We start from the raw sequence: 17,667 nt of genomic DNA on the forward strand, positions 1-17,667 counted from the left end.
CCGCTATGCGCTTCTTGAAATCGCATGAGTAACACCTCCTGCCCGAACATCGTCTTTCTCATAAAACGCCTCCATGGACGTTTTATATAACCGGACAGGTAATGTGCTCCTACACCGGACGGTTAATGTGCTCGCAACACATCATGCCATGTACTGTTTGACAAAGCATCGCACGTCTGTTAACGTTAATCCAATCTGATGTTTCGCAAAAATAATTCACGCCAAAATAACCGGAGTTCCGCGCAGAAGCAAGGTTCGCCGGGGCACCGCGGCAGCGGTCAGCCGAAATCCGTATCGCCAAACTATCGCGTGGACTTGATGGCCCACACCTTTACGCCGCAGACCGGCGGCGGCGCGCAAAGCTACGGCCCCCGGCAGGGGAGTGCCGGTTTCGGCGGCCAGCCCGCCCGTCCGCAACAGCCGCGCCATCAACAGCCGCGTCCGCAGCAGCAACACCAGCAGCCGCGTCCGCAGCAGCATCAACAACCGCGCCCGCAACACGCTCCCCCGCGCCCCCCGGCCCAGCATATCCCCCCGGCAAGGAAGGGATACACCAATATCACCATGGAAGTGCGCGACGACCTGCTGGCCGCGTTCAAGGAAAAAACCGCGGGCGGCGGCAAGACCGGGAACGAGGTCATCAATCAGCTCATCGATTTTTACAACATGGGCAAGGTGACGGTTTAACCCTCCCCTTTCTTCTCCCGCCCTCCGCGATATGCGGTTAAAATGGCGGCATGGCGGATACCCTGCACATCTATCCCACCCGGATAAAGGCGGAAGCCGAAATGACGCGGCTGCTTGCCCTGGAAAAAGCGGGTGTGCTGCTGGGAACGCCGGTGATGAGCTTTCAGGAATTCGAAAGCTCCCTTGAACATCTTCTCTGCCCCGGCGGGGCGGCGGACGCCATCGCCCGCGAGCTGCTGTTGCACGAGGCGGTGACGGCCGACCCCGCCTTCCGCAAACGGCCCCACCTCGCGCTGCTGACCGGCACCGAGGGATTCATCCGTTCGCTGGGGGATCTGGTGCAGCAGCTCAAGCTGGGTTTGGTGACACCGGACGGGCTGGATGCCATCACCGGCTACGCGCCGGGGAAAGAAGAGTGGATAGGCACCGTCTTCCGCCGCTACCAGCGTCTGCTGGACCGCCACGGCCTGCGCGACACCGCCGACGTGACACGGATGCTGCTGCAATCGCTGGCCGCCGCGGATGCGCTCCCCCGCCCGTTCCACGCGCTGGAGGCGCTGCACATACACGATGTTTTCCACTTCGCCCCTTCGCGCTTCGAGATGCTGCGGCTCATCCAGCGGCTGGTGCCGGTGGTGATCCACTTTCCGCTTCCCGACGACCGCCGCAAGGTATTCGATTTCGTGGAGCGCGACATCCAAAAATTCCAGGGCCTCGAAGACGACGCGGGGCGGATAGAGCTTTCCTTCGGCGAACCCTCCGGCGAAAACGGCGGGCCGCTGGCGCGCTTCGCCGCCGCGCTGTTTGGCGAAGGGAAGCCCGCGCCGATAGACGGCCTCGAACGCCACGCCGCCGTCATCCGCCACGCCGGGCGCTACCGCGAGATCGAAGAAATCGCCGAGGCCATCCTCAAGGCCAAGGGGGAAGGGGAATGGTCGGATTTTTGCCTCGTCTTCCGCGACATCGAGAAATACGGCGGCATTGTGGAAGACGTGTTCCGCCGCGCCCGGATTCCCATCTACCTCCGGCGCGGGGTGCCGCTGACGGACAACCCGCACATAAAAACGGTGATGGCCGTCTTCACCGCCATCGAAACGGATTTCGCGCGCGACGAGGTGAGCCGCCTCGCCGGATCGGATTACTTCGCGTTTCTCCCCGCCGGGGTGGCGGCACATGCCGCCGACCGGCTGCTGATCGACGCGGGCATCACCGGCGGGCCGTCCGCCATGGGGAAGGAAAAGCTGCGGCACCCCCGGCACACGGGGATGAAAAAAACCGCCGCGCGGTTCATAACGCTGGTGGAAGCGCTGGAAAAGCTGGCCCGCGCCGGCCGCGCCGCGCAGTGCATCGAACAGTTCGAAGCGGCGCTGGAACTGCTGGATCCCGCCCCGCTCCGGCCCGATCAGCCCTTCGCCATGCGCGATTATCACGCCCGCGCCCGCCTCGAGGAAACGCTGAAGCTGTTGAGCGGCGCGGTGGACCATCTCGCGATGCGCGACGCCGCGTTCACTTGGCGCGACCTGCGCCGCGTCATCGCCGAATCGCTGGGGAACGCCGCCGTGCCAACCCGTTCCAGCCGTAACGATGTTTACGTGCTCAACGTCAACGAGTTGCCGGGGCTGACGTTTCCGCACGTCTTTATCTGCGGTTTGCACGATGGCGAATTTCCCCGCCGCGTGCTGCGCGGCGCGGTGCTGGGCGAAGGGGAAAAACTGGCCTTCAACCGCCGCCACGCCGAAACGGCGCTGGAAAAATCGCCGCGCCTGCGCCGGGGTCGCGCCGTGTTCTCCCGGCTGGGGGAATCGTGGGAAGAGGAGTCGTTCCTCTTTTACCTCGGCATGCGCGCCGCCACGCAAAGCGTCACCTTCTGCCACAGCGCGGCGGACCTGGATGGCGCGGAACTGGCGCGCAGCCCCTTTCTGGACGAGATCACCGCGGCCTTTCCGCAACTGCAAAAGCCGGACACCCCCGCCGTGGCGCTGGAAAAAGATTTCTCCGCGCAGTTGGATGCCGAGGCGCAACAGGCCAAACTGCTGAGCGAGCTGTTCACGCGGGGGCCGGAATCGGCCGGCGCGCTGAAGGATTACTACCTCCGCTTCGCGGGTGACCGGCGGTTCGCCCTCTCCTGCGGGAAGAGCGGGATCGAGCTGGAACGTCTCGCGTTCTACGGCGAATTTGACGAAACCAAGCGGGCCACCGCCAGCAACCGCCACACCGGCAGGCTGGACGCCGCCTTCGCGCCGCTGCGCCGCCACTTCGACGAAGGGGTGCGCCGCACGTTCGCGCCCACCACGCTGGAACGCTACGCCAAATGCCCCTTCCGCTATTTCGCCGAGAAGGTGCTGGAACTGGATCCGCTGAAACTTCCCGAACCGGGATTGGAACGGACCGAGGCCGGCACCCTTGTCCACCTGATCCTGGAAAAATACCACGGCGGGGCGCGCGCCGCCATTCCCGCCGCCGCCCACCTCGATCCGCTGGGGGCGCGGGAGCGGCGGATGCGGATCGCGGAGGATGCGGCATTCGCGGAATACGAAGGGAAAGGGGTCAAGGCGGAACCGGCCATTTGGGAGATCACCCGCGAACAGGTGCGGCAGGCAATGCGCGGCTATCTCAGGCGTGAAGCGGAAATATTCGGCGAAGACCCTTATAGCGTGCTGGCGGTTGAATACACGTTTGGCGGAGACGGCATTCCGCCGGTGACGATGGAAGGAAGCGCGCCGTTGCGGCTGAAAGGTTCCGTCGACCGGATCGATTACCTGCACAACAGGCGGATGTTGCGCATTATCGATTACAAGTACAGCGCAAAGATCACCGAGTACAAGAAAATGCTCGCCCCGGAGAATTTTTTTGAACGGAGTTTTCAGGTGCCGATATACCTGTATGCGGTGATGAAGGAGTTCGCCCCCTCGTTGACGCCGCCCCCGGCGGGCGGTTTCGCCGCCTATCTCACGCTGAGAAAGGATCAGGAGATGACCAAACATGCCGCATCCGTCTTTGACGCTTGCGGCGGGGAAACGCCGGCGGCGCTTGATGCCGCGCCGGAGTTTGGGGCAAAACTGCGCGCGCTGGTGTCGCGCGTGGAAAACGGCGAGTTCAGCGTTACCCCGGCGAATGCCCAGGAGTGCCGTTCCTGCGATTTCAGGCGGCTGTGCCGCTACCGCCCGGTGAAAGGAGCCGAAACGGAAGACGATGGAAACGATTCTTAAATTCGGCGGCGATACGGCGGTTCATGCCTCCGCCGGGACGGGCAAGACCTGGCTGCTGGTGGAAAAATTCCTGCACGAGCTTTCCACCGAAACGGAAGGGCGGTTCCCCGGCATCGAGAATATCGCGGCAATCACCTTCACCGAAAAGGCGGCGGACGAAATGCGCCGCCGGATCGCCACGCGCATCTTCGAAATAACGGCGAAGGCGGCGGACGCGCCGATGGATGCCGCCGCCGCGCGGCTTCACCGCCACTTTGCCGCCAGCCGCCGCCGTATGGCGCGCGCCTACGTCAGCACCATCCACTCCTTCTGTGCGCGGGTGCTGCGGGAAAATCCGGTGGAAGCCGGGATAGATCCGCTTTTTGAGATCATGGACGAGCGGCGCGCGCGGACGCTGATGGAGGGGGCGCTGCGGCAGTTCCTCACCCTTAAACTCCGGCGGCGCGACGCGGCGATGATGGATTTGGCGTACCGTTACGGATTCGCGGGAACCGGAAACAACGACGGCTCGCTTGCCGCCATCCTGGCGGATATGTTGCCGCTGGCCCGCGCGTCCGGCATGGCGCACGGCGCATTGTTGGCCCCCTACGCCGGTTTTATGCCGGCACACCGCGCGGTTATCAACGGGCGGTTTGCCGCGTTGCGGCGCGATTTTTCCATCGCGGCATCCCATTCCGGCAACCCGGAGGCGAAGGAGATGTTGGCGCGCGCGGAACGGCTGCTGCCGGTTTTGGAGGCGGCGCTGGACGCCGATCCCGAAGAAGCGGTGCGGCTGGCCGTGGCGGTGCGCAAAGGGATCAACGCCGGAAAAATACGAAAGGCGTCCGCCGAACTCAAACAAATCAAGGAGACGCTTGAAGGGATCGAGCACGACGTCGCCGGGGCGCTGTCGCACCGGCAGGCCGAGGCGCTGACCACGCTGCTGGAAGAGTTCCGCCGCCATTACCAGACCGGCGTGAAAAACCGCGGACGGCTCGATTTCGACGACCTCGAGGAAATGACCATCGCCCTCTTCAAGCACAATCCCGATATCCGATCCGCCTACCAGCGGAATTTCCGCAAGGTGCTGGTGGACGAATTTCAGGACGTGAACCATATCCAGAAAGAGCTTATCTACCTGCTTGCCGCGCCGGGGGAGGGAAAACTCTTCGTGGTGGGGGATCCCAAACAGGCGATATACGGATTTCGCGGCGGCGACGTGGACGTGTTTAAGGAAGCCAAAAAGGAGATCACGGAGCGCGGCGGCGAACTTTTCTTCCTGAAAACCAACCGGCGCTCCGTGAAGGAACTGGTCGATTTCACCAACGGAGTGATCTTGAAATCAGTTCCGGCGCTGTTTACCGCCGATGACGAATGCGAGACCGCGCCGCCCGCCGCGGGCGGCCGCACCGCGGGCGGCCCCGCCGTGGAGTTTTTTTTAAACGAAAACAGCGCCTCCGCCGATGAAAACCGGTATCTCGAAGCCCGCCGCATCGCTTCGCGCATCCGCGATATGGCGGCCGAAGGTGCCGCCTGTTACCGCGACATCGCCATCCTCTTCCGCAAGTTCACCGCGCTGCCGCTGTACGAATCGGTCTTCCGCGCCTACGGTATCCCGCTGGCCGTACACAAGGGGGCCGGTTTTTACCAAAGCCAGGAGGTGCGGGACCTTGTCTCGCTGCTCGCATTCATCGAAGACCCCGGCGACCTCGTTTCGTGGGCGGCGGCGTTGCGCTCCCCATACGCGGGCTGTTCGGATGAAACGCTGCTGGCGCTGCGGCGCGGAGCCGATATGAAGCCCGCGCCGCCGGATCGCGCGGACGCCGGCGCCATAGCCGACGCGGGGGAGCGGGAAAAATACCGCCACTTCGAGGACTGGACGGGGCGGCTGAGGCGCGCGAAAGGGCGGATGACGGTGTCGGAGATCATTGAAACGGCGCTGCGCGAAAGCGGGATAACCGGCATCCTCGGCGCGCAGCCGAACGGGTTGCAGCAGGTGGCCAATGTGCAAAAAGTGATTGAGCTCGCCCGCGCGGAGGACAGGGGCGGCACCGCCGCGCTAAAAAGCTTCACCCGTGAAATATTGGGCATGATCGACGGCGATGAGACCGAGCCGCAGGCGGTGATCGCCAATCCCGATATGGATGTGGTGAAGGTCATGACGATACACCAGAGCAAGGGGCTGGAATTCAAGGTGGTCTTCGTGCCGGACGTCACCGCGGCGGCGCGTGGCCGGCCGTCGCCCGTGGCCTTCCACCTCCGCGCGGGGCTGGGGTTGAAATACATGGACAAAGCGCGGCTCGCCACGCATCAGGGGGCGGTTTACAAACAGGTGAAGGCGCTCATCGACGCGAAGGAACGGGACGATGCGGAACGGCTTTTTTATGTGGCCTGCACCCGCGCGAAGGACAAACTCGTTCTTTCCGGCAGCCTGAAAAAAAAGGGGGCCGAACGGCTCGTGATGCTGCTGGAGGCGCAGGCGCGGCTGCCGCATCTTTTCACGCGGATCACCGGGAGCGCCCCTCCGCCCGCCGCCGCGCCCCGGCAATCGGCTTGGGATGTCCTGCGAACGCTCCCCGCTCCCCCGGCCGCGCCGGAAATTGCCGAAGCGCCGCGTCCCAACGGGGGGGGCGTGGTTCGCCTTTCGGTGGGGCAGATCACCGCATTCCGCAAATGTCCCCGAAAATATCTGTTGCGGCACATACACGGCCTGCAACCGCCGCCAGGCCCGGCGGGCGCACGGCGCACTCCCGCCGCCGAAGCCGGCACCGCCGTACACGCGCTGCTGGAAACGCTCGATTTCACGGCCCCGGAAAAGGAATTCCGCCGTGCCGCGGAACAGGGGGCGGCGGCACACCTCGCGGGGCTGGACAAAACGACGCGAAAAGAGGCCAAAAGCGCCGTGGTAAATCTGTATGGCCGGGATATTTTCGTAAAACTGCGGCGCGAGGGGCTGCACAGCTTCGGGCGGGAAATCCCTTTCACGCTCGGCTATGCGCGGGGAAAAGAGCGCTGCCTGTTGGCGGGCACCATGGACGCGCTCGCTTTTACCCGCGCCGGGAACGTTTATGTCATCGACTACAAATACGCCGAAAAACCGGCGCGCGCCAAACTGGACGAGGCGATGATGCAGCCGCGCCTGTATGCGCTGGCGGCGGCGCGCGCGTTGCCGGTTACCGGCGGTATCACCTGCGCCCTCGTCTACCTGCGGGGGAAGGACGCCGCAACGGAAGAGGATTCGGTGACGCCGGACGAACTGGGGCGCATCGAAACGGCGCTGACCGCCGACTCGGAAAAAATCGTGGCGTTCGAGGGGAGCGGAGGACGTATGCCGGAATGGCCGGCCGTACCGCCCGCGTCATGTCCCGACCGTTTTTGCGGTTTCCACCGCTTCTGCTTCCCCTTTCAAGGGGATACCCGGGGCGGATAGTGAGCACCATTCCGCCCCTCCCTTCCCCGCCGGGGATTAACGCGCAAACTTCGCCCGAAAAGGGCGGGGGAAAAAACCGCCGTTCAGGCGGAGACGGAGATAGCCGCGTTGGATTTCAGCAACGGGGCGGCGGCATGGAAATCGGCCACTTTTTCGGGGCGGGCGGTGAGCACCGCCGAAAGGTTCATTCCCATCATCGCGGCGACTTCGCCAACCGCTTTGCCGCCAAGGCCGGTATCGGCGGCGGGCTTCATGACGGCATTCGCCGTCATCCCCATTTTTTCGGCCACCACGAGGGCCGATTCTCCCTTAAGAAGCGTCTCCTTGGGATCGGGGATGTCCGTTTTTTCGGGTGCGGCCGCCTTCGCGGGATCAATCATCCCTTTTTGCATCTTGGCGCCGCCCAGGATGTTGGCCTCTTTCGGATCGTAGGAAACCATCCCCTCTTTCAGCGCTTTATCGGCCCCGATGAAGTTTTTAGGGGTCTCTTTCGGATCGATCAGCCCTTTGGCTATCTTTACCGATTCGGGGGTCATCACCTCCGGTTGCGCCGGGGCTTGCGCGGAATCCGCCATCGCGGCGTCAGGCTGCGCCGTGACATTCAAATCCCCGGATTGCGGCACGGCCCCTGTTTCCGGCGCGGCGCCGCTGGCGGCGTACTTGCCATAAGCCTGCCGCGTTGCCTGCATATTCTGCTGGAATTTTATCTGCGAGGTTTTCGACATATATTTCGTCGCGGCGAAATCGTACGGCTCGCGGCTGAATCCGATCCGCGGGCGGCCATACGCGTCATACTGCTGGGTGTAATGCGTCTGCTTGGCGTTGTTCGTCTGCCGCCCCTCTTCCTGCGACGCGATGGCGGTAAAGTCTTTTTTCGGCGTCGCGGCGTATTCCGTTTTCACCAACTGTTCAGGGGCCGCGTAGCTCGCTTTGCCGAACTCGGCGGTAAGACCGTGTTGCCCCAAACTCCCGTAGGAGATGTTCTGGCCGGTTACATCCTGCGCGCCAATCGGTTGCATGACGCCGCCGCCGTTGTCGGTTGCCTGCCCGGGAAGCGGGATCGGTTTTCCGGCGGACTTTCCGCCGCCAAACCCCACATTTACTTCGCCGGTGCCGCCGCCGGGGACGTTCACCTTAAAGTCGACCCGCTTGTGCGGCTTGGGGATAAAAACGGCGTCTTCGGCAATGCTGGTGCGCGCCGGCTTCACCTGCTGCACAGGCGGGGGCGGCGCACCTTTCGCGGTCACATTGAGCCGCGCACTGCCAAGTCCAAGAGCCATTTCCAAACTTCCTTATATCAAAACAACCACTTATCTTTTCAGGCCGAGATACAACACTCCCGGCCATTTCTCCTTTCGGAAGAAAGGCCGGATTCTTTACGGGATAAAAAAGTTTATTATGCCCCCCCTATTCGAGGGCGGCTTTTTTATCCCATGTGTAACTTTTCGGCAGGCGGATAAATTATCTTTACGGTGGATATGGTAGACTTGGCGGGGTCTGAAACGGGGTTTTATATCATTTTGGGGTTATTGAGGAGAAGAACAATGCCGCGATTATCCATCGAAGAAATTGAAAGCCGCATCCGGGTGGTTCCGGATTTCCCCAAGAAGGGAATCATGTTCATGGACCTTACCACCGCCTTCAACGACGCGGAGGCGTTTCGCGGCATCATCGATACCCTGCATGACCGCTACAAGGGGATGAAGATAGACCATGTGGCGGGGATCGAGGCGCGCGGGCTGATTCTTGCTTCGGCGCTGGCCTATAAGCTGGGCTGCGGCATGACGATGATCCGCAAACCGGGCAAGCTGCCGGCTGAAACGATATCGGAATCATACGCGCTGGAATACGGCACCAACGAAATCCATGTACATAAGGACGCCTTCCGCCCCGGCGACCGCGTATTGCTGGTGGACGATCTGCTCGCCACCGGGGGAACGATGAAGGCGGCCGCCAACCTGGTGGAAAAACTGGACGCGAAGGTTATGGGCATCGCCTTTGTGGTGGAATTGGGCTTCCTGCATGGCATGGACAAGCTCAAGGGCTACGACTGCTACAGCATGATAACGAGCAAATAGCGGGGGCAAGCCGCACCGCGGCGGCCGCGATCAACTGAACCGGGCTAACGCCCCGCGATGCGGGCGATGGCCGCCTCGATGGCGCGGCGATGTTCCTCCAGCGGTTCGCACACCACATGGTATTTCTGGGCGCCCGCACCGCCGAAGGTAAGCTTGAATCCGTTGACCGCCTGGCTGGAAAGGCGCATCCGGTTTCTGCCGTGGGAGTGGTTGTCTATCACATCCGGCACGATGAGCTGGACGAACGGCAGCGTGAGGATTTCCTCCAGGTACGGCATCGCCTCTTTGATGATGGCATGTTTGACCTTAAGGCGGTTTTTACGGTATTCGTGCCGCGGCATGGCGCGGCCTACGCGGCGGCATACCATGCGCCGCGGATACGGCGGCGGGGAAAATTCCTGAAAAATGGCATCAGACGGCCGTTGTCAACGCACCGACTGCGACTCTTCCCACTTCGTCATGCAATCGATGCAGCGTTCCACATAGGGAACGGAGATAAGGCGCTTGATGGGGATGTCCCCTTCGCAGTCAATGCAGATGCCGTAGTCCCCCCGCTCCAGCGAATCGAGCGCCTCGTCGATCCGTTTGAGGATGGCGCGGTCCTGTTCGCCGCGCGAGAGCATCACCTGCCGGCTGTAGGTGCGCGACGCTTCGTCGTTCACGTCCGGCACTTCCGATTCGAACTCGTCGTTGGAGTGTTTGTTGATGTTGTCCACATCGTTGACGAGGCTGTTGCGCAGATCGAGCAGTTTCGCCTTCAGAACTTCCCGTTCCTCATCTTTCATCGGCATATCAATCACCCCACGGCTCCCAATTCGCCGGGACTTACCCGCTTGGCGTCCCCCCACAGTCCATCAAGGGCGTAAAACGCGCGCGCGGTCTGATGGAACACGTGCACGACGATGTCGTGGTAATCCATCAGCACCCAGTTGGCGGTTTGCTTTCCCTCTATATGATACCCCTTAAGGCCGAGTTCGTGGAGTTTTTCCTCAACGCTGTCGGAAATCGCCCGCACCTGCCGGTCCGAGCTGCCGCTGCATATGATGAAAAAATCGGCGATGCCCGTGATGCCCCGCAAATCCAGCACCGCGATCTCCTCGGCTTTTTTCTCCGTGGCGGCCGCATAGCAGGATGCAAGCTGTTGCCGCTGGGCCGTTGTCAGTTCTTTTGCCACTTATTTATACATCTCCATTTTCTTAATATAATGCTCCACCGGTTCCGGAACAAGGTATTTAACTGATTTGCCGGCCTTGACTTTTTCCCGTACGGTGGTGGAGGAAACATCCATCTCCGGTATGCGGCAGACCGCGATGCGGTACGGCGACCCTTCGGCGCGCAGCAGGGCCGCCCGCGCGTCCCCTCCCTTGAGCCGTTTTAGCGGCAGGCCGAGCGCGCGGAATTTTTCCGCCAGCCGCGCGGCCGCTTCGCCCGGTTCTCCCCCGGGCCGGGAGACGACGATGAAGTTGCAGCTTTGCAGCAACGCGCGCGCGGCTTTCCACAGATGGATATCGCCGAAGGCGTCGAGCCCCAGGATGAAGTAAAGCTCCCCCGCGCGGTTTTTTTTAAACCACCGCACGGTGTCGATGGTGTAGCTGGGACCGGCGTGGTCCATCTCGAACCGCGACGCCTCGAAGAGCGGATGGCCGGCGATGGCGAGTTGCACCATGTTCCAACGGTCGTCGGCCGATGCGCCGCGCTGTTTTTTGTGCGGCGGCACGGCGGTGGGAAGAAAATAAACCTTGTCCAGCCCGAAAATATCCGCCGCCTGGTTGGCGCAGTTCAGGTGCCCGATATGAATCGGATCGAACACTCCGCCGAGCAGGCCGATCTTCACCGGCTACGTCCTTACCTGGCCTTCGCCCAAAACGAAATATTTGTAGGTGGTCAGTTCCACCAGACCCATCGGCCCGCGGCAGTGGAGCTTTTGGGTGGAAATCCCCATCTCCGCGCCGAGGCCGAACTGGCCGCCGTCATTGAACCGGGTGGACGCGTTCACCATCACCGCCGAGCTGTCGCAACGGCGGACGAACTCCCAGCCCCGCTCCGCCGAGGGGGTGACAATCGCCTCGGTGTGGTGGCTGCCGTATTGCTCTATGTGGTCCACCGCCTCGTCCATCGAATCGACCGCTTTCACCGCCATGATGAGCGCGAGGTATTCGGCGCCCCAATCGTCCGCCGTTGCCGGTTTCGCCTTCGGATAGACCGCGCGGATACGTTCGTCGGCGTGCAGCTCGACTCCTTTTGCCGCCAGCGCGTCCAGCAGCGCCGGGGCGTTGTTCAGCCAGTTTTTGTGTATCAGCAGCGCTTCCGCCGCGTTGCATACGCCGGGGCGCTGCACCTTGGCGTTGATGGCGATGTTTTGCGCCATCGCAAGGTTGGCCCCCTCGTCGATGTAGACGTGGCAGACGCCGGCGTCGTGCTTCACCACCGGGATGCGGCTGTTCTCGCTGACCATCTTGATGAGGCCGTAGCCGCCGCGCGGGATGATAACGTCGATATACTTGTCCGCTTTCAGCATCTGCATCACCGCCTCGCGGTCGGGGGTGTCGATGAACAGGACGGCGTCCGGCGTGATGTCCGCCCGCCGCAGGCTTTCGGACAAAATGGCGGCGATGGCCCGGTTGCTGAAAAACGCTTCGCTGCCGCCGCGCAGGATCACCACGTTGCCGCTCTTCAGGCAGAGCGCCGCCGCGTCGGCGGTGACGTTGGGGCGGCTTTCGTAGATGATGCCGATAACGCCGATGGGGATGCGTATCTTGGCCACCTTCATGCCGTTGGGGCGCACCGTTTCGTCGTAGATGCGCCCCACCGGGTCGGGAAGCGACGCTATCTGCCGTACGCCGTCCGCCATCTCCGCTATCCGTTTCGGATTCAGGATCAGCCGGTCGATCATCGCGTCATCCAATCCCGCCTTTTTCGCGGCGGCCACGTCTTTGGCGTTTTCCGCCTCGATGCGCGCGCTTTGGGCCACCAGCGTATCCGCCATCAGGCGCAGCGCATCGTCTTTCTTGGCCGTGGAAAGCAGCGCCAGTTCCCGCGCCGCCGCCCGCGCCCGTTTGCCGATAACGTCAAAATCGATCATTCTTCAATTCCCATTCGGAGTTCCCGCGGCGATCAATCCCATATTGTCCCGGTGCACCACTTCGTCAAAGCTCTTGTAGCCGAGTATCCGCTCTATCTCGGCGGACTTGCGCCCCATGATCCGCCGCAGCTCGCCGGCGCTGTAATTCGCCTCGCCGCGCGCCACATCCATTCCTTCCTGATCCCTGATGGCGACCACCTGCCCGCTTTCGAAACCGCCGTCCACCTCCACGATACCGCTGGGAAGCAGCGACTTGCCATCCTTTAATATGGCCCGTTTCGCCCCCGCGTCGATAACCACAATCCCCTTGGGACGCGAGATGTGCATGATGCGGTGTTTTTTCGCCGTCAGTTTTTCGGACGAGGGGTGGAAGAATGTGCCGCCGGTTCCGTCGAAAAACGCTTCGCGGATGGCGCCCGCTTTTTTGCCGGAGATGATGAGCGTGGCGACGCCGTAATCGGTGGCGATCTTCGCCGCCACCACCTTCGCGCGCATCCCGCCGGTGCCGCTGCCGGCGCCGCCCTCCCCCGCCTGGGCCAGCACTTTTTTGCCGATTTTGAAAATATCCGGAATCAGCTTCGCGCCGGGATTTTTCCGGGGGTCGGCGTCATACATCCCCTCCACGTCGGAAAGTATCAGCAGCAGGTCGGGCTTGGCGATGGGGCTGATCTTCGCCGCCAGCGAATCGTTGTCGCCGAACTTTATCTCGTCCACCGCGGTGGAATCGTTTTCGTTGATGATGGGAACCGCGCCCAGCCCAAGCAGCGTGTTCAGCGTGTTTTCGATGTTGTAGTGCCGGTCTTCGATATCGTCGTAGTTGAGCAGTATCTGGCCGACCTTGATGCCGCGCTCGCCGAAAAACCTGTCGTAATGCGCCATCAGCTTGGACATCCCCGCGGCGGCCGCCGCCTGTTTTTGGGGAATGGTGAGCTTGCCGTTGGGAAGGCCGAGATATTTCCGCCCCGCCATGACCGCCCCGGAGGTGACGAGAACGACCTCGCACTTGCGCTCCGCGCGCAGCATGGCGATGTCTTCCACCAGCCGCCGCATGGTGTCGTGGCACAGTTCGGTTTCGCCGCCGCTTTTCAGCACACCGCTGCCGATCTTGACCACCACGCGCCGCACGCCGCGCAGGACGGATAAACGTTGTTCCCTGTCCATATCATTCAAAAGTAACAGAAAGAACCGGGAAAACCAACCGTGTGCGCGATGCCCAAATCTCCGGATAAGGAAGAACATTGCGTCGGTACAACAGGTTTCAACCTGTTGTTGGCCCGTAAGGGCCAAGAGGGCTTACCCCCTTCGGGGGCAACCGCAGGATGAATCCTGCGGTACCAAGCCACCCCCAAATCACCCAATGGGTGAAAATCATGCTGAGTCAGTCAAGTGGCATTGATACCATCAATCATGGTGAGAAGCTATTTCTTTGCACATCGTGATTGCCCTTAGCCGGAGATTGGGGCGATGGCGGGGGATATTCGCGGAGCATTAAGCGGAGCATTAAATAGTCCTTTCCGCCAAGCATCGATTACGGGGTGTCATCCCCGCGAAGGCGGGGATCCAGACCGGAATATTGGTGAAATTTATGTCATTACGGCGTATCCTTTAAAAAAGGCGTTCAAGAGGTGATGTTATGAAAGTACGGTACGATCAGGAAGCAGATGCGGCATACATTGAACTTTCCGCCGGAACACCCGATGGCGGTGTCGAGATTGAGGAGGGTGTTGTCCTGCATACCACCAAAGACCATAAAATCATCAGCATAGAAATTCTCGATGCCAGCCGCAAATTCCCCGTCGCCAGCCTCGACACGCTGGAAAAAGCCTCCTGACGAATTAAGCAAGGCGAGCTTTCTGGATTCCCACCGGAGGTTACCCCGAACTTGATACGGGGCGGGAATGACACCCTTTATAATCATCACCTAAATATTCTCAACCCAATACACTACCCAAATCTCTCTATCCTTTAATGCAGCAAGGGTTTCAGAGTATAATCGCCGTTTCAAACTCAGGAGAATTTTAAAAGTAATGGAACACAAGAAACGGACTCATAACTGCGGCCAGTTGCGGAAAGAGAACGCGGGCCAGACCGTCACCCTCAAGGGCTGGGTGCACACCCGCCGCGACCACGGCGGCCTCATCTTTATCGACCTGCGCGACCGGCACGGCGTCACGCAAGTGGTGCTGAACCCGGACATCGGCAAGCAGGCGTTCGACGCGGGGCAGGAGATACGCTCGGAGTACGTCATCGCCATCACCGGCGCGGTGCATGCCCGCCCCGACGGCACGGTGAACAAAAATCTCGCCACCGGCGCGGTGGAGGTGTACGCCGCCACCCTTGAAATCCTCAACCGCAGCAAGACGGTGCCGTTCCCCATCCACGAATTCGGCGGCGACACCACCGAGGCGATGCGCCTGAAATACCGCTACCTCGATATGCGCCGCCCGGAGATACAGCAAAAGCTGATCACCCGCAGCATGATCGTCCGGAGCATCCGCAACTTCCTCGACGGCGAAGAGTTCCTCGACATCGAAACCCCCATACTGACCAAGAGCACACCCGAAGGGGCGCGCGACTACCTCGTCCCGTCGCGCCTCTATCCGGGCAAATTTTTCGCGCTGCCGCAGTCGCCGCAACTGTTCAAGCAGATACTGATGGCGGGCGGTTTCGAGCGGTACTATCAAATCGCCAAATGTTTCCGCGACGAAGACCTCCGCGCCGACCGGCAGCCGGAGTTTACCCAAGTCGACCTCGAGACCTCGTTCCTCTCCGCCGAGGAGGTCATGCAGATCGTGGAACGGCTGATGGCGAAGATTTGGAAAGAGTTCAAGGGGGCCGATGTTGCGTTGCCGCTGCCCCGGCTGGGCTGGCACGAGGCGATGCTGAAATACGGCAAGGACGCGCCGGACACCCGCTTCGGGCTTTTGATAAGCGATGTTTCGGAACTCGCGGCGAAGAGCAGCTTCAACGTTTTCACCGGCGCGCTCGGCATGACGGGGGGCGTGGTGCGCGGCATCGCGGTGCCGGGGACGACCGGCTACAGCCGGAAGGATATGGACGATCTCACCGAAGAGGTGAAAATCCACGGCGCGAAGGGGTTGGCATGGATAAAGATCATGGAGACCGGCGAATACCAATCGCCCATCACCAAGTTCTTCACGCCGGAACTGCTTAACGCCATCAAGGAAAAACTCGGCGCGAAGAACGGCGATACCATGATGTTCCTGGCCGATAACGAAAAGGTGGTCTGCGCCGGACTGGCGCACCTGCGGCTGGTGCTGGGCCGCCGCCTGAACCTCATCGACGAGAACAAATTCAACTTCCTCTGGGTGGTCGATTTCCCGCTGGTGGAGTGGAGCGCGGAGGACAAGCGGTGGGTGGCGCTGCACCACCCCTTCACCGCGCCGCGCGCGGCGGACATCCCGCTGCTGCAAAGCGATCCCGGCAAAGCGATGGCGCAGGCGTACGACATCGTGCTCAACGGCACCGAGATCGGCGGCGGCTCCATCCGCATCCACAACCCGGAGGTGCAGGAACAGCTTTTCACCGCGCTTGGCATCGGCAAAGAGGAGGCGCGCGAAAAATTTGGCTTCCTGCTGGAAGCGCTCGAATTCGGCTGTCCGCCGCACGGCGGGCTGGCGCTCGGCCTCGACCGGCTGGTGATGATCGTCACCGGCTCGCCGAGCATCCGCGACGTTATCGCCTTCCCGAAAACGCAGCGCGCGGTCGATCTGATGTGCGACGCGCCGAACGAGGTGGACTTCAAGCAGTTGCGCGAGCTGCACATCAAAGTGACGGGGCAGCAATGACCGTCCGCACCCGCTTCGCGCCGTCCCCCACCGGCACGCTGCATCTGGGGGGCGCCCGCACCGCTCTTTTCAACTGGCTCTGGGCGCGCAACCAAGGGGGAAAATTCATCCTCCGCATAGAAGACACCGACAAGGAACGCTCCACGCTGGAATCGGTGGACGAAATCCTCGCCTCGCTGAAATGGCTCGGCCTCAATTGGGACGAAGGGCCGTTCTTCCAGAGCCAACGCACAGCCTTGTACGAAGAAAAAGTGGAAAAGCTGCTGCGCGAGGGGAAGGCGTACCGCTGTTACTGCACGAAAGAAGAACTGGATGCCAGCCGCGCCGCGCTGGAGGCGGCCGGCAAAAAGCCGATGTACAACCGCGTCTGCCGCGAGAAGACAGGCGGCGACGCATCGCGGCCGAATGTGGTGCGCCTGAAGGCGCCGCTCACCGGCGTCACGTCGTTCACCGATTCGTTGCGCGGCGTGGTGGAATTTAATAACACCGAGTTGGACGACTTCATCATCCGCCGCACCGATGGCGGGGTGATGTACAACTTCGTGGTGGTGGTGGACGACGCCGAGATGGGGATCACCCACGTCATTCGCGGCGACGATCATCTGGCCAACACCCCCAAACAGGTGCAGCTTTACAAGGCGCTCGGTTATGACACCCCGCGCTTCACGCACGTATCGATGATACTGGGGCCGGACAAGAAGCGGCTTTCCAAGCGGCACGGGGCGGAATCGGTGATGGCGTACCGCGACATGGGATACCTGCCGGACGCGATGCTGAACTGCTTCGCGCGGATGGGCTGGGGGTTTGGCAATCAGGAAATATTCGCCCGGCAAGAGCTGATCGAAAAGTTCTCGCTGGATAAGATCACCATGTCGCCCGCCGTGTTCGATATCACCAAGCTGGAATCGATAAACATGCAGCATATGAAGGCCGCGCCGGATGCGGAGCTGGCCCGGTTGGCGTTGCCGTTTTTACACAAGAGCTGCCCGGACGCGACAGCGGAAAAACTGGCGGTCATCGTGCCGCTGTTGAAAGAGCGCTCACGCACGCTGGTGGAAATGGCCGCCGGGGCCGAGTGGTATTTTGTGAAGGACGTGGTTTTCCAGCCGGAGGCGAAAGCGAAATTTATCACAGCGGGAACAGCCCCCTTATTGGAGCAATCCGCTGACTTTGTATTGGCGCACTCAACTATCGTTCATGACCAATTAAGCGCGGATTTTAAGGAATTTGCGGCCAAGATGGGAAAGAGCCTCAAAGATATTGCCCAGCCGGTGCGCGTGGCGCTAACCGGAAGAACCGTATCGCCTGGCGTATTCGAGATGATGGAAGCGTTGGGAAAAGAGGAAACGGCCCGCCGTCTAAAAGCTGCCGCTAAATCAGCGGGAGGATAATC

Annotated in this window: 14 protein-coding genes; 6 read left to right on the forward strand and 8 right to left on the reverse strand. The window is 61.5% G+C overall.

Going from position 1 to position 17,667, the window contains the following annotated elements; genetic code table 11:
• Positions 1-216 precede the first annotated feature (216 nt).
• The gene (locus tag HZA03_08845; GenBank protein MBI5638061.1) at positions 217-528 is read right to left on the reverse strand and encodes a hypothetical protein; all 312 of its coding nucleotides are present in this window, start codon (positions 526-528) and stop codon (positions 217-219) included.
• Positions 529-737: 209 nt separating this feature from the next.
• Here HZA03_08845 and HZA03_08850 point away from each other — a divergent pair, with 209 nt between their 5' ends.
• A complete protein-coding gene (locus tag HZA03_08850) occupies positions 738-3,896 on the forward strand; it encodes a PD-(D/E)XK nuclease family protein (GenBank protein ID MBI5638062.1) in 3,159 nt (1,052 codons plus the stop codon).
• Positions 3,880-7,305, forward strand: a complete 3,426-nt coding sequence (locus tag HZA03_08855; GenBank protein ID MBI5638063.1) for a UvrD-helicase domain-containing protein — start codon at positions 3,880-3,882, stop codon at positions 7,303-7,305. Before HZA03_08850 ends, HZA03_08855 begins: the two co-directional genes overlap by 17 nt.
• Positions 7,306-7,388: 83 nt before the next feature.
• Here HZA03_08855 and HZA03_08860 read toward each other — a convergent pair whose 3' ends face one another.
• Positions 7,389-8,585, reverse strand: a complete 1,197-nt coding sequence (locus HZA03_08860; protein ID MBI5638064.1) for a hypothetical protein — start codon at positions 8,583-8,585, stop codon at positions 7,389-7,391.
• 279 nt (positions 8,586-8,864) lie between these two features.
• Here HZA03_08860 and HZA03_08865 point away from each other — a divergent pair, with 279 nt between their 5' ends.
• On the forward strand, positions 8,865-9,383 hold the full coding sequence (locus HZA03_08865) for an adenine phosphoribosyltransferase (GenBank protein ID MBI5638065.1): 519 nt from the start codon (positions 8,865-8,867) through the stop codon (positions 9,381-9,383).
• Positions 9,384-9,427: 44 nt separating this feature from the next.
• On the opposite strand, the gene HZA03_08870 is transcribed toward HZA03_08865, so the two are convergent.
• The 6 genes from HZA03_08870 to proB all read right to left on the reverse strand — a co-directional run bounded on the left by HZA03_08870 (position 9,428) and on the right by proB (position 13,626).
• The gene (locus HZA03_08870) at positions 9,428-9,724 is read right to left on the reverse strand and encodes a hypothetical protein (GenBank protein MBI5638066.1); all 297 of its coding nucleotides are present in this window, start codon (positions 9,722-9,724) and stop codon (positions 9,428-9,430) included.
• An 84-nt stretch (positions 9,725-9,808) separates the two neighbouring features.
• Positions 9,809-10,174 carry a TraR/DksA family transcriptional regulator gene (locus HZA03_08875; GenBank protein ID MBI5638067.1) on the reverse strand — a complete coding sequence of 122 codons (366 nt, stop codon included), beginning with the start codon at positions 10,172-10,174 and terminating at the stop codon, positions 9,809-9,811.
• A 5-nt stretch (positions 10,175-10,179) separates the two neighbouring features.
• Positions 10,180-10,545: a ribosome silencing factor gene (gene rsfS / locus HZA03_08880; GenBank protein ID MBI5638068.1), complete on the reverse strand. Its 366-nt coding sequence runs from the start codon at positions 10,543-10,545 to the stop codon at positions 10,180-10,182.
• Between the two features lie 12 nt (positions 10,546-10,557).
• Complete coding sequence (locus HZA03_08885) at positions 10,558-11,217, reverse strand: nicotinate-nucleotide adenylyltransferase (GenBank protein ID MBI5638069.1); 660 nt, start codon at positions 11,215-11,217, stop codon at positions 10,558-10,560.
• 3 nt (positions 11,218-11,220) lie between these two features.
• A complete protein-coding gene (locus HZA03_08890) occupies positions 11,221-12,465 on the reverse strand; it encodes a glutamate-5-semialdehyde dehydrogenase (GenBank protein MBI5638070.1) in 1,245 nt (414 codons plus the stop codon).
• A 3-nt stretch (positions 12,466-12,468) separates the two neighbouring features.
• Positions 12,469-13,626, reverse strand: coding sequence for a glutamate 5-kinase (proB, locus tag HZA03_08895; GenBank protein ID MBI5638071.1), 1,158 nt, complete (start codon positions 13,624-13,626; stop codon positions 12,469-12,471).
• A gap of 472 nt (positions 13,627-14,098) precedes the next feature.
• Here proB and HZA03_08900 point away from each other — a divergent pair, with 472 nt between their 5' ends.
• The 3 genes from HZA03_08900 (at position 14,099) to HZA03_08910 (ending at position 17,665) form a co-directional block, all read left to right on the forward strand.
• On the forward strand, positions 14,099-14,296 hold the full coding sequence (locus tag HZA03_08900) for a DUF2283 domain-containing protein (protein MBI5638072.1): 198 nt from the start codon (positions 14,099-14,101) through the stop codon (positions 14,294-14,296).
• A gap of 196 nt (positions 14,297-14,492) precedes the next feature.
• The gene (gene aspS, locus HZA03_08905; protein MBI5638073.1) at positions 14,493-16,274 is read left to right on the forward strand and encodes an aspartate--tRNA ligase; all 1,782 of its coding nucleotides are present in this window, start codon (positions 14,493-14,495) and stop codon (positions 16,272-16,274) included.
• On the forward strand, positions 16,271-17,665 hold the full coding sequence (locus HZA03_08910) for a glutamate--tRNA ligase (protein ID MBI5638074.1): 1,395 nt from the start codon (positions 16,271-16,273) through the stop codon (positions 17,663-17,665). Before aspS ends, HZA03_08910 begins: the two co-directional genes overlap by 4 nt.
• The last annotated feature ends 2 nt before the right edge of the window (positions 17,666-17,667 follow it).

This window comes from Nitrospinota bacterium, from assembly GCA_016217735.1.
Lineage (GTDB): Bacteria > Nitrospinota_A > UBA7883 > JACRGQ01 > JACRGQ01 > JACRGQ01.